Genomic DNA, 13,533 nt, shown 5'->3' on the forward strand with positions numbered 1-13,533 from the left:
TACAGTCCGATTAGAGTTTTTTATTTACCGTAAATTCTGGATGGGGTAAAAACCATCCAGAATATTTATGAGTAATGAAAAACATGTGAAACATGAAACTCACAATTTTGTCTCCTATTATTAATAATTTTTTAGCCAATATTACAGGGGTTTTACTGGTACTGACCAAGTATAGAGAAGAAGCGGGTGACGAATTGATGGAATACCTTTTCAGATGGCGAAAGCTCTCGAGTTGCGGGGCTAATGATTCCAACGGTTCTTCGAATGATTGGTGTTTCTATTGGTATTTTAACTGTAAATCGTGGTGTAGAATCGTAAAAAGAGCTTTCGGGTAAAATAGTTACACCGATACCTGCTGCTACTAACCCTTTGATGGCATCCATATCTTCTCCTTCTGATGAAGTTTTCGGTGTGAAGCCAACGCTATTACATGCTTCTACTGCGATTTTTTTTAGTACATATCCTTCTGGAAATAATATGAAATCATCGTTTCTTAAATCAATAAGTTGTAGCTTCTCACGTTTTGCAAAGGGGTGATTCGAAGGTAAAAGTACAGAGAAATTTTCAGTAAATAAAATAGATGTGTTGATCGAGTCATCTTTTGGAGGAAGCGGTCCTAAAAAGGCAAGATTTAGTTCCCTTTTATTCACAGCATCGATCAAATAATTATATGATCCTTGACGTAAATGAAACGCTACATTGGGATATTCTTTTTTAAACGCTGAAATGACAGTAGGTAATAGGTGACCAGCTAAACTAGTAGGAAATCCAATTTTGATAGTCCCTTTATCTGGATCTAAATATTCGTCTATTTGTTTTTTCGCATAATCAATCGCTTGCAAAGCAGAAATGCTATGTTCTGAAAAAATCTTGCCAATTTGTGTTAACTTCACATTTCTACCAACACGTTCAAATAATTCTACTCCAAGTTCATCTTCTAAATTTGCAATTTGTCTACTTACAGCTGATTGGGCTACATGCAAATGAATAGCTGCTTCTGAAATATGTTCACGTTCTGCTACTTCGATAAAGTACCTCAACTGGCGTATTTCCATACTTCCCTCCTAATCTATCTCAAAAACAGATCATTTATATCCAAATTATATATTGTTTGTATTAGTTTGAAAACATATAATATTAGTAAGTTACTTTTTATGGAAAATGGAGGGGTTCAAATGACATTTCATCAATTACCGAAAGCACAGGGCATGTATGATCCAACGTTTGAACATGACGCATGCGGGATAGGTTTATATGCACATATAAAAGGAAATGCAACACATGATATCGTAGAAAAAGGATTAGAAATGTTATGTCGACTTGATCACCGTGCGGGACGTGGAAGCGATGGTCAAACGGGTGATGGTGCAGGACTGATGGTACAGATACCAGATGTTTATTTTCGTGTTGTGTGTAATGAATGGGATTTGCCGGAAAAAGGAGCTTATGGCGTAGGAATGCTATTTTTTACAGACAATAATGAAGAACGTGCGGGCATTGAACAAAAAATTAACGACATGATTATTGCGCAAGGGCAAGAACTCATCGGGTGGAGAACAGTTCCAATTAACGCTAGTGTTCTAAGTGAAAAAGCAAAAGAAACAGTACCAGTCGTTCGTCAAGTATTCATCAAAGCAATAAACGCAACTGATTCACTTGCATTTGAACGTAAATTATATATCATTCGAAAACAAGTGGAGCACTGGGCACTACAACAGGATAAAAAATTCTATTGTGCAAGTCTATCAAGTCAGACAATCGTCTATAAAGGATTACTTACTCCCAAAGAGGTGAATCTTTTTTACGTGGATCTTCAAGATGAGCTATTTACATCTGCCTTTTCATTAGTACATTCTCGCTATAGTACCAATACTTTTCCAAGTTGGGAAAGAGCACATCCAAACAGATATATTGTTCATAACGGTGAAATAAATACATTACGTGGAAATATTAACTGGATGAAAGCACGGGAACAGCAATTTGTATCAGAAGCATTTGGGGAGGATCTTCCAAAACTATTGCCAATCATTGATACAAATGGGAGCGACTCTTCCATGTTAGATAATGCATTTGAATTTTTTGTACTTGCTGGTAGAAAACCAGCTCACGCTGCCATGATGTTAATACCAGAACCTTGGACAGAAAACCCTCATATAACTGAGGAGAAAAAGGCTTTCTATTCTTATCACAGCAGTTTAATGGAGCCATGGGATGGACCAACAGCTATTTCATTTACAGATGGGAAACAAATTGGAGCAATTTTAGATCGCAATGGTTTACGACCAGCTCGGTACTATGTGACAAAAGATGATTATATTATTTTCTCTTCTGAAGTAGGGGTAGTAGATGTAGAGGAAGAAAATATTTTATACAAAGAACGTTTAACCCCTGGAAGAATGCTACTTGTTGATTTAGAACAAGGTCGTATTATTTCAGACGAAGAAATTAAATCAGATATGGCTAATGCATTACCTTACCAACAATGGTTAGACGAAAATTTAGTAACTTTTACATCTGAAATGGAAGAACCAGAGCAAATAGATGATTTATTGTTCAAACAAAAAGCATTTGGCTACACATATGAAGATATTCAAAAATACATGATTCCGATTGCGTTAGATGGCAAAGACCCAATTGGATCAATGGGGAATGATACACCACTAGCCGTTTTATCAGATCGACCACAATCGTTATTTAATTATTTTAAACAGCTCTTTGCACAAGTAACAAATCCACCAATAGATTCAATTCGTGAGCATATTGTGACATCTACAATGACGCTACTTGGAGCAGAAGGAGATTTACTGCATCCAAATCGATCTAATAGCGAACGAATCTTTTTAGACACACCTATTTTAACAAATAGCCAGTTTAGCCAATTAAACGATATGAAATCAAACAAATTCCGAAGTGCAACTATAGATTTAACTATGTCTGCAAATTTAGAAATCGATTTATGCCATGTTTCTAAACAAGCGGATGAATATATAGCACAAGGAATAGCCTTGCTCATACTTTCCGACCGACTGTTGGATGTAAAGCAATTTACAATTCCAGTCCTACTAGCTGCAAGTAGCCTCCATCAACATTTACTTCGCACAGGAAATCGAACGAAGGTAAGTATTATTGTGGAATCCGGTGAAGCAAGAGAAGTACATCAATTTGCTGCTCTGATTGGATTTGGGGTAGATGCGATTAATCCATATCTTGCTTATGCAACGATTGCAGAAGCAATAGAAGAAGGGCATATTGATAGTAGTTATGCAGTAGCGGTTGCGAAATATAGTCAAGGTATTACAGATGGTGTAGTGAAAGTAATGTCGAAAATGGGTATTTCAACTGTTCAAAGTTATCGCGGAGCTCAAATTTTTGAAGCAGTAGGGATTAGTAAAGAAGTGATTGAACGTTATTTTTCAGGAACTGTTTCTCAATTAGGAGGTATTAATCTAGAAACAATCGTGGAAGAAGCGCATAAAAGACATCAAGCAGCTATAGATTCCACTGGGGCTTCTTTAGATTCAGGTAGCGATTTCCAGTGGAGAAGTACTGGTGAACATCATGCATTTAATCCGAAAACAATCCACACACTTCAGTGGGCTACTCGAAAAGCGGATTACGGTTTATATAGACAATATGCAGAAATGGCAAATGAAGAGCGTATTGGATTTTTGCGTAATTTATTGACATTTAAAAAAGATGTTAAATGTATTCCACTGGAAGAAGTCGAGTCTGTAGATTCCATTGTCAAACGATTTAAAACGGGAGCGATGTCGTTTGGTTCATTAAGCAAAGAAGCCCATGAAACACTTGCTATTGCGATGAATCGCCTAGGTGGTAAAAGTAATAGTGGGGAAGGTGGAGAACATCCTAGCCGTTATGAACTAGATGCAAATGGAGATAACCGAAGAAGTGCCATTAAACAAATAGCGTCTGGTCGATTTGGAGTGAAAAGTCATTATTTAGTGCAAGCAGATGAACTGCAAATTAAAATGGCGCAAGGTGCGAAACCGGGCGAAGGTGGTCAGTTACCAGGTAATAAAGTATACCCGTGGGTAGCCGATGTTCGTGGATCGACAACTGGAGTTGGATTAATATCTCCACCTCCACATCATGATATTTATTCGATTGAAGATATGGCGCAATTAATTCATGACTTAAAAAATGCGAATAGAACTGCTCGTATTAGTGTGAAACTAGTGGCGAAATCGGGTGTTGGAACGATTGCTGCTGGGGTGGCAAAAGGTGCAGCAGATGTGATTGTCATTAGTGGATATGACGGTGGAACAGGTGCATCTCCTAAAACGAGCATTAAACATACGGGACTACCTTGGGAGCTAGGACTCGCAGAAGCGCATCAAACATTAATATTAAACGGTTTACGTGATAGAGTGAAACTGGAAACAGATGGGAAATTGATGACTGGTAAAGACGTTGTAATGGCTGCCTTACTTGGAGCTGAGGAGTATGGATTTGCAACAGCTCCATTAATCGTTTTAGGCTGTATTATGATGCGTGCGTGTCATCTAGACACTTGTCCAGTCGGAATTGCGACTCAAAATCCGGAACTTCGCAATAAATTCACAGGAAGTGCTGATTATGTTGTGAATTTTATGAAATTCGTAGCGGAAGAAGTTCGTGAGTATATGGCGTTACTTGGATTCAGAACAGTAGAAGAAATGGTAGGACGTGCGGATGTGCTAGAAGTTAGTGATCGTGCAAAAGAACATTGGAAAGCAAAACAATTGGATTTAACGGCATTGCTTTATCAGCCAGAAGGAGCACGTACGTTTAAAATTCCACAAAATCATAAAATAGAACAATCATTTGACTTACGTGAATTATTACCAAAAGTAGAACATGCTATTCTAAGTGAATCCAAAGTGGAATTGAATTATCCAATTGCAAACACGGACCGTGTAGTAGGCACGATTATTGGAAGCGAAATATCCAAACTATATGGTGCTAGAGGATTAGCCCCCGATTCGATCACACTTCGATTTACCGGAGCAGCCGGGCAAAGTTTTGGTGCGTTTATACCAAAAGGGATGTCTATGTATGTAACAGGGGATGTAAATGATTATTTTGGCAAAGGATTATCTGGTGGAAAACTGATTGTCACTGCACCTATTCAAGGTGTTGCTGAAGAAAATGTTATTGCTGGAAATGTTGCGCTATACGGTGCAACAAGTGGAACTGCATTTATAAATGGACGTGCTGGAGAGCGCTTTGCAGTTCGAAATAGTGGAGTAGATGTTGTCGTAGAAGGCATTGGGGATCATGGCTGTGAATATATGACAGGTGGTCGTGCTGTCATATTAGGGGATGTTGGGAAAAATTTCGGCGCAGGAATGTCTGGCGGCATTGCGTATGTACTTGTTGATGACTTGGATGGATTAAAACAAAAATGTAACACAGAAATGATTGGATTTGAACGAATTGAATTATCAGAAGAAAAACATGCGATTCGCCAATTAATTATGAATCATTATTATTACACGAAAAGCACGAAAGCTATGAACATACTAGATAAATGGGAGGAAAATGTTCAAAGATTTGTAAAGGTCGTGCCAAATGATTATAAGAAAATGCTCGAAAAAATCGCTGACTTTAAAAGGGATGGTTTAACGGATGATGCAGCTGCAATGCAAGCATTTTTAGCAACTTCCGTGAACCCAGAAATAAAGCCACTCGCGCTTGTGAAAAAATAAGGGAGGGGGAATAGTAAATGGGTAAACCTACTGGATTTATGGATTATAAACGAGAAAAAGGAAAGGAAGAAGCCCCTCTCAGACGTATTAAAAACTGGGGAGAGTATGCCTCGAAGTTAACAGATGAAGCACTTCAAACACAAGGTGCAAGATGTATGGATTGTGGGACTCCTTTTTGCCATATGGGGATTGAAATACAAGGTGCGACTGCCGGTTGTCCTATTAATAACTTAATCCCTGAGTGGAATGATTTAGTGTATAAAGGAAAGTGGCAGGAAGCACTAGAAAGATTATCCATGACAAATAATTTTCCAGAATTTACTGGTCGTGTTTGTCCAGCTCCTTGCGAAGGATCTTGTACACTTGCCATTTCAGATCCAGCAATATCGATTAAAAATATTGAGCGTACTATTATCGATAAAGGATTTGAAAATGGCTGGATAGTACCTAGAATTCCAGTAGAGCGCACAGGGAAAAAAATTGCTATAGTCGGCTCTGGACCTGCTGGACTTGCAAGCGCAGATGAGTTAAATCAAGCGGGTCATTCTGTAACTGTATTTGAACGTGCGGACCGTGTTGGTGGACTACTCATGTATGGCATTCCAAATATGAAACTAGAAAAAGATGTAGTTGAACGTCGAATTCAGTTACTCCAGCAAGAAGGAATCGATTTTGTGTTAAATACGGAAATTGGTAAAGATATTTCATCAGATCAATTAAAAGCTGAATTCGATGCGATTATTTTATGTATCGGCGCACAGAAACAACGTGAACTTCGCATGGAAGGTAGCGATTCAAATGGAGTTCATCTTGCAATGGATTACTTAACTTTTACTACCAAAAGTTTGCTGGATTCTAATTTTGCTGACGGGCAATTTATCAATACAAAAGGGAAAGATGTCATCATAATTGGTGGAGGAGATACGGGGGCAGACTGTGTGGCAACTGCAATTCGTCAAAACTGTAAATCAGTTGTCCAGTTCGGAAAACATCCACAGCTACCAGATACAAGAGCGGAAGACAATTTGTGGCCAACCGATTCGAATATTTACAAATTGGAATATGCTTATGAGGAAGCGGAAGCTAAATATGGCAAAGATCCTCGTGAATACTTAATCCAAACAACGAGAATGGTCGCAGATGAGAAAGGAAATTTAAAAGAGCTTCATACAATTCATATGGAAAAAATACTAGGGGAAGATGGGGTTCATTTCTTTAAAGCAATACCTGGTACAGAAAAAATTTGGCCTGTACAATTTGTGTTTGTTGCAATTGGATTTGAAGGAGCAGAGCTTTCATTACCAAATCAATTGGGCGTGAACATTGTAAACAAAAAAATTGCCGCAACAACAAAAGATTATGCAACAAATGTAGATGGCGTATTTACTGCAGGAGATGCGAGAAAAGGTCAAAGTCTTATCGTTTGGGCCATTAAAGAAGGGCAAGATGTAGCGAAAAAAGTCAATGAGTATGTAAGTAAGCAGTCAGTCATTTGCTAATACGGCAGCGTTGGAGGAAGCTGAACAGATGTATGCAGGGGTCACTCTGGAACCGGCTAGATCGCTTTTCGAGAAGCTGGATATCAAAGTGTTCCTATAGGGAGTTAACTTCAAGAGGGATTCTAGAAGTGAGATTTCGTTCATCTTATTGCAACACAAAAGGAATAGTTACATCAGTTGTCGACAAAAACGAAATTGATGTGTACTGCGTTTATTGTCCACAAACCGATGAAATGCTATTACTTTGAGCCTAAACGATTTGATAAGTCATTTAGCTTGAGAGTAGATGCACCGAAGAATAATCAGTTACACAACGTAAAATTTGCAAAAGATTATCGTGAGGTTCCTGGCGTCTAGCTAAGCCGTCGGTCGGGGGCTCGAATCCCTCCTTGGACAAAAAATATATGAATGATATCAAACTAGTTTTTTTAGTAAGTAGAGTAAAAGAACAGTCATCATCAGAATGCGACACTTACTGATGCTGGTAAAGACTACTTAAAATAGAAAATGAGTGCCAAAAGAAAGTTAGGTTAGTCAAAGTAAAATAGGGGACGTTTCTTTTAAAAGTCGAATTACCCAAAACGGGGTAGTCGGCTTTTTTGATATCACAAATAGTAAGGAGAATTCACTATGATCTTTTCCTTTTCAAGATTAATTCTCTACACAATGCGAAGATGCGGCAAGGTTCATCAATTCCTTTTAATGTTCAATAAATATGCAACTAAAGTAGGTCAATTTCTTAACGATAAGTTTCTAGATAAACCAAGAAAATGCGTGATTTTAGTGATTTGTTGACTTGGATTGTATTTTGAAACTATGCAATTGGATCGTCAGATATACCTTTTTTAGGGGTTTTTTTTAGAAATACGCATTACGAAAAAATCAGTTGCTAATTTAAAAACTCTCTTGTATGATAAACAAACAAGTAAATCGTAAACATTACTGTTTGGGATTGGTGAAGTAGAAATAGTGCCGGCTAAAGTTGTTACAGAGCATAATAATTTTAACTGTCTTGGTCGTTGATGAGAGAAGGATAGATATAAACCTAATTTGAGAGGAGAGATTTTTATTAACTCAAGTAAGAAGATTCCAGTATATGTACTAAGCGGTTTTCTTGGGAGTGGTAAAACCACCGTGTTATTAAATATGCTAGAACATTGTAAGAAAAAGGGGCTACAGCCGGGAATTATTTTAAATGAAATAGGCCAAACAAACGTAGAAGGTCATTTATTTGAAAATCAAAAGGTATTTGAACTGTTAGACGGTTGTATTTGTTGTACGATCCAAGAAGATTTAAAAGAAACAATGAACGAGTTGATAACGGAAATGGAACACAGTCCACTCGATGTTTTATTTATTGAAGGAACCGGAGTAGCCAATCCGATGGAAATACAAGAAGTTCTTCTGAGTCATCCATATACTGATCAATTTGACTTAATGTCTATTATTACAGTTTTGGATGCTAGTAATTATTTGGAGTATCAAAGCATATTTTCAAGCTCAACAGAAGTCCGGAATTTAATACATGAACAAATGATTTGTGGAAGTCTACTGGTGTTAAATAAGACGGATTTAGTTCCTTTAAATCAACTTGAAAGTATTAAACAAAAAATCACAAAGAAATCGAAACAAGAAAAAACTATTATGGAAAGTGTCTACGGTAAAATTGATGCTGAATTGCTTTTTGAAAAGCGTATCCACTCTGTTACGATTGGAAAATCGCCTTTGGATGTTGAACATCATCATCATCACTCGACATTGCAAGCGCTTAAGTTGGAGGATTGCCCTGTAGTTCGAAAGAAAGAATTCGAAAAATGGCTCAAACACCTTCCAGCCAATGTACTACGAGGAAAGGGGTTCGTTGAAATCGAAAGCTCACACCAACTTTACAGTTTCCAATATGCTTCAAGGAAGGTAGCATTTACTCCAGTCCCCGCCGCTTTAAATAGAAAACCAGTTATTATTTTAATTGGCTTGGGGCTTGACACAGAGCAGATAAACGATCATTGGAAGCAACTCGTAAAGCAATGAAAATCGTATTTTTTTGCGTAGCACTTTACAGAAATTAAGGATATTAGAGAGATAGGAGTACGATTCATGACAAGCAAACGAAGTTTAGGGGTGAGCTTACTTTTCATAGGAGTGCTCCTCTATTTCTTTTTATCAATAGGATTCACAGAAATACAAGCGGCAATTCCAAAAAGCATATTGCATGTAAATACCATTTTTCTGAGCATCGTATTAGAAGCATTACCCTTTGTGTTTCTTGGGGTGTTTACATCAGCTCTAATCCAAACGTTTGTGTCTGAAGAGGCTGTACAACGGTTTATTCCTAAAAATCCTATTATAGCAATCGTGCCAGCTGTACTAGTAAGTGCAATTTTTCCCGTTTGTGAATGTGCAATTATTCCAGTGGTGCGAAGATTGATGAAAAAGGGAATGCCGTTGCATATAGGTATTATTTTTATTGTTGGGGCACCTGTATTAAATCCCATCGTCTTTGCATCTACCTATTATGCCTTCCAATCTACCCCAGCAATTGCGTATGCCCGGATGGGATTGGCGTTCGTATTGGCCATTGTAATTGGTAGTCTCATATATGCTTTCTATCGGAATCGTAATCAATTAAAGTGGACAACAGAGGAACTGTTGGATAGACCTATACAGTCGGGTGGCAGGGAAGTCCCTAAAATAAAAGCTGTATTTTATCATGCAAGTGATGAGTTTTTCGATATGGGGAAATTTTTGATCATGGGCGCAATGATTGCCAGTTTATTTCAGACGTTCTTTGATAGGGGTCTATTGGTAAGTATTGCTGCCAATGACATGACTTCACCTCTTGTTATGATGGGATTTGCGTTCATCTTATCACTTTGCTCCGAAGCGGATGCATTTGTAGCATCCTCGTTTGCACACACATTCTCCGCAGGATCACTCCTTGCTTTTTTAGTCTATGGGCCGATGCTAGATTTGAAAGGTACGATTATGCTATTTGCTTATTTCCGTGCTAAATTCGTTATAGGCTTAATGGCTATTATTACTGTGTCTGTATATGTGATGATTTTGATATACCAATACTTATTTATGTGAGGTGCGTTATGCAGGAAGAACGGGATTACAGTTCTCATGCTTTGTTTAGAGGAATTATATTACTAGGTTTTTTTCTACTCTTATTTAGATTGCTAGTATCAGGGGATATTACTTATTATATTGCTCCTAAAATGATTCCTTTTTCTTATTTTGCACTTGTGATTTTATTGGTATTGGGGCTTATGCAACTATGGAGAAGTGGATCGAAGAATCTGGAGGAATTATACTGTAATTGTGGCTTTAGCCATACTCAAACTGGAACACCCTTACAAACATTTTTTATATACACTTTGTTTGTCTTACCTGTTCTGACTGGATTGTGGTTTCCAATGACCGTTTTAGATAGTTCAATTGTCGCCAAAAGAGGGGTTATATATGGAACAGGTTTGAATACCACACTGCCAGCCGTTAGAAATGATGAAACAGATACCTCCTATGACTTGCCAGGAACAGATCCTGACATTGTAGAAGAATCCATTGATGGAACGAAGACTGATGAAGATGTGAACTATGAAAATGATGAATACCCTACTCGTATGGAAAGTCTGAGAGATGAACTATTAGAAAACGATAAAATCATTGTAAGTGAAGCAAGATATCTGGATATTACCGATAATATTTATGCTTATCTCGATTGGTTTCTTGGTAAGGAAATAGAAATTGTTGGGTTTGTATACAAGCAACCTGACTTGGAAGAAGATCAGTTTGTAGTTGCACGATTCGGAATTACTTGTTGTGTTGCAGATGCTTCTGTCTTTGGCATTTTGTCGACTTCTGGTGAAATGTTTGAAGTAGAGGAAGATGAATGGATTAGGGCAACGGGCTATTTATCGAAAATAACCCTAGAAGATTGGGATTATCCTTACCTGCAGATAACTGACATAGAGAAGGTAGAAGAGCCCGAAAATCCATATATAAATTAAACATAGCCCTTGTCAACCGGACAAGGGCTATGTTTTTTAGGTGTGATAATGTGCGGAAACCTGTTTATAGCTATCGTGAAATAAATGGACCTGATACAACGAAAGGAATAATACTCAATAAATGCCACCGCCATTGCCTGAACTAATGTGGTAACGGTCATCTCTACTTTTTAGGTTGTAGACTTAACCAACGTGTGTTCAAACTTCTATACTAACTCCAATAATCTTGTGAAACAGTATTTAAAGAATTCATTAATCATAATGAAGGTTACCTTATCACTCGCAAAGTAAAAAGAGATCATTCATGACCTGAAAGTACAGGTGTGCTTAGTTTAAAGGAATTACTTTTCACAATATGAAATAAAAACAGTTGCTAATTCAAAAATGCTCTTGTATGATAAATAAATACTTAAAACGTAATGATTACGATTTAAGGGAATAAAGGAGGAGTTTTTTGTGGTGAATAAAAAGTTTTTATCTATTTTTTCAATTATTACTCTACTATTGCTCGCAGCATGCGGCAACAAAGAGCAAATGAATGAGAGGGTAGAAGCGGAAGGTAACGAAGACCTCATATCCGTTTATACTACTGTCTATCCGCCGGGGGCAGATGAGCATACGTTTGACCCAACACAAAAGGATATGATGGCACTCGCTGATTCAGATTTATTCTTTTATATCGGACTTGGACTTGAAGGATTTGTGGAGAATGCCGAAAAGACAATGAAAGGCGAGCATGTCAAAATGATAGCGGTCGCTGACAATATTCCAGAAGAGTCGCTAGGTGAAGGACATGATCATGATCACGGAGAGGAGGGGCATGAGTCTGATGGGCACGATGAAGAAGAGCATGAGTCACACGAACAGGACCTTGAAGAAAACGATTCACATGATCATGACGACCATGAGCACAGCGAATTCGACCCTCATGTTTGGATTTCTCCTTTATTAAGTATAGAACTCGCAACGGTAATTAAAGACTCACTCATCGAAGCATCTCCTGAAAAAAAGGATATGTTTAAAGAAAATTTTGAAGGGTTAAAAGAGGATTTACTCGCCCTCGATCTGAAATTTAAAGACATGGCTTCCAATGCTACTACAAAAACATTTTTCGTTTCACACGCAGCTTTTGGTTATATCGCTGATTCGTATGGACTTGAACAAGTAGCAGTTGCCGGATTAAATTCGCAAAGTGAACCTTCACAAAAGGAATTGGCTGCTCTTGTTAAATACGCGAAAGCACATGAAGTGAAATATGTTTTATTCGAACAAAACGTCTCCTCTAAACTAACTGATGTCATTCGAAAGGAAATTGGAGCGAATTCACTGATGTTGCATAATCTTGGTGTTCTAACAAGTGAGGATGTGGAAAACAAAGCAGACTATTTATCTTTGATGGAATACAACATTGCAACACTTGCGGAAGCATTGGGTAATAAGTAAAGCGTAAGGAGTGGGAGAATGAAAAAAAGGATACCCGTAACGTTGTTAAGCGGCTACTTAGGTTCGAGGAAGACGACCTTATTGAATCATATTTTACACAATCGACACGGGCTGAAAGTCGCCGTCATTGTTAATGATTGGCATTCGGATGAATCAACAGGAAATTACGGAAGGCTTAGATAAATGCTTGCTTACGGAAGAAGAATTAGTGCAAGATTGGACAAGTTTTGTGGATCCATTGCCTAATTTTCAAATCGAAATTTGACCTATAGGAGGAACTAGTATGAGGGTAAATATCACATTAGCTTGTACAGAATCAGGAGACCGCAATTACACAACTACAAAAAACAAACGCACTAATCCCGAACGGATTGAATTAAAGAAATACAGCCCGCGCTTGAGAAAAGTCACGATTCATAGAGAAACAAAGTAAAAAAATTTGTAAAGTTTTAAATCGTAATGATTACTAATTAGGGAGTGGAAATAGAATGGCGAAGAAATCTAAGGTAGCGAAAGACAAGAGGCAACGGAAGTTGGTTGCTCACTATGCGGTACTTCGTAAAGAATTGAAAGAGAAAGGTGACTATGAATCGTTAAATAAGCTACCTAAGGATTCTTCCCCAACACGATTGAAAAATCGATGCGAACTGACGGGGAGACCAAGAGGATATATGCGGAAATTTAACATGTCGCGTATAGCTTTTCGGGAGCTTGCACATAAAGGACAACTACCAGGCGTTAAAAAAGCCAGTTGGTAAAAGCTATTCAACCATTCAGTTACTATAGAATGGTTGAATTATTCCAATGTGAGGTGCGGGGAATAAATGAGCCTGTATCAGTTTAACTCAGGAAACGGAAGGGAGATTAAAT

General features: G+C 37.8%; 9 protein-coding genes and 2 pseudogenes. 10 read left to right on the forward strand and 1 reads right to left on the reverse strand.

Going from position 1 to position 13,533, the window contains the following annotated elements; all coding sequences use genetic code 11:
- Window positions 1-152: 152 nt before the first annotated feature.
- Window positions 153-1,055 carry a LysR family transcriptional regulator gene (locus ACGLYD_RS05245; protein WP_067207950.1) on the reverse strand — a complete coding sequence of 301 codons (903 nt, stop codon included), beginning with the start codon at window positions 1,053-1,055 and terminating at the stop codon, window positions 153-155.
- 120 nt (window positions 1,056-1,175) lie between these two features.
- On the opposite strand from ACGLYD_RS05245, the gene gltB reads away from it, so the two are divergent.
- The 10 genes and pseudogenes from gltB (at window position 1,176) to rpsN (ending at window position 13,421) form a co-directional block, all read left to right on the forward strand.
- The gene (gltB, locus tag ACGLYD_RS05250) at window positions 1,176-5,708 is read left to right on the forward strand and encodes a glutamate synthase large subunit (RefSeq protein WP_399631738.1); all 4,533 of its coding nucleotides are present in this window, start codon (window positions 1,176-1,178) and stop codon (window positions 5,706-5,708) included.
- A 17-nt stretch (window positions 5,709-5,725) separates the two neighbouring features.
- Window positions 5,726-7,207, forward strand: a complete 1,482-nt coding sequence (gene gltD, locus ACGLYD_RS05255) for a glutamate synthase small subunit (protein ID WP_342537969.1) — start codon at window positions 5,726-5,728, stop codon at window positions 7,205-7,207.
- A gap of 95 nt (window positions 7,208-7,302) precedes the next feature.
- Window positions 7,303-7,564: pseudogene (locus ACGLYD_RS05260) on the forward strand (group I intron-associated PD-(D/E)XK endonuclease); the annotation flags it as partial.
- A 777-nt stretch (window positions 7,565-8,341) separates the two neighbouring features.
- On the forward strand, window positions 8,342-9,238 hold the full coding sequence (locus ACGLYD_RS05265; RefSeq protein ID WP_342537971.1) for a GTP-binding protein: 897 nt from the start codon (window positions 8,342-8,344) through the stop codon (window positions 9,236-9,238).
- A gap of 66 nt (window positions 9,239-9,304) precedes the next feature.
- A complete protein-coding gene (locus ACGLYD_RS05270; protein ID WP_187047407.1) occupies window positions 9,305-10,297 on the forward strand; it encodes a permease in 993 nt (330 codons plus the stop codon).
- An 8-nt stretch (window positions 10,298-10,305) separates the two neighbouring features.
- A complete protein-coding gene (locus ACGLYD_RS05275) occupies window positions 10,306-11,220 on the forward strand; it encodes a TIGR03943 family putative permease subunit (RefSeq protein ID WP_340741870.1) in 915 nt (304 codons plus the stop codon).
- A gap of 459 nt (window positions 11,221-11,679) precedes the next feature.
- The gene (locus tag ACGLYD_RS05280; protein WP_399633112.1) at window positions 11,680-12,663 is read left to right on the forward strand and encodes a metal ABC transporter solute-binding protein, Zn/Mn family; all 984 of its coding nucleotides are present in this window, start codon (window positions 11,680-11,682) and stop codon (window positions 12,661-12,663) included.
- A gap of 18 nt (window positions 12,664-12,681) precedes the next feature.
- Window positions 12,682-12,801, forward strand: a pseudogene (locus ACGLYD_RS05285) (GTP-binding protein); the annotation flags it as partial.
- Between the two features lie 145 nt (window positions 12,802-12,946).
- Window positions 12,947-13,096: a 50S ribosomal protein L33 gene (rpmG, locus tag ACGLYD_RS05290; RefSeq protein ID WP_187047410.1), complete on the forward strand. Its 150-nt coding sequence runs from the start codon at window positions 12,947-12,949 to the stop codon at window positions 13,094-13,096.
- A 55-nt stretch (window positions 13,097-13,151) separates the two neighbouring features.
- Window positions 13,152-13,421, forward strand: coding sequence for a 30S ribosomal protein S14 (gene rpsN, locus ACGLYD_RS05295; protein WP_338652844.1), 270 nt, complete (start codon window positions 13,152-13,154; stop codon window positions 13,419-13,421).
- Window positions 13,422-13,533 lie beyond the last annotated feature (112 nt).

Source organism: Sporosarcina sp. SG10008 (assembly GCF_044569405.1).
GTDB classification, from domain to species: domain Bacteria; phylum Bacillota; class Bacilli; order Bacillales_A; family Planococcaceae; genus Sporosarcina; species Sporosarcina psychrophila.

What these genes read in the sequence shown, in the direction of transcription:
- rpsN (WP_338652844.1), top strand. Translation starts at nt 13,152, where the DNA reads ATGGCGAAGAAATCTAAGGTAGCGAAAGACAAGAGGCAACGGAAGTTG.
- gltD (WP_342537969.1), top strand. Translation starts at nt 5,726, where the DNA reads ATGGGTAAACCTACTGGATTTATGGATTATAAACGAGAAAAAGGAAAG.
- ACGLYD_RS05275 (WP_340741870.1), top strand. Translation starts at nt 10,306, where the DNA reads ATGCAGGAAGAACGGGATTACAGTTCTCATGCTTTGTTTAGAGGAATT.
- ACGLYD_RS05245 (WP_067207950.1), bottom strand. Translation starts at nt 1,055, where the DNA reads ATGGAAATACGCCAGTTGAGGTACTTTATCGAAGTAGCAGAACGTGAA.
- ACGLYD_RS05270 (WP_187047407.1), top strand. Translation starts at nt 9,305, where the DNA reads ATGACAAGCAAACGAAGTTTAGGGGTGAGCTTACTTTTCATAGGAGTG.
- rpmG (WP_187047410.1), top strand. Translation starts at nt 12,947, where the DNA reads ATGAGGGTAAATATCACATTAGCTTGTACAGAATCAGGAGACCGCAAT.
- gltB (WP_399631738.1), top strand. Translation starts at nt 1,176, where the DNA reads ATGACATTTCATCAATTACCGAAAGCACAGGGCATGTATGATCCAACG.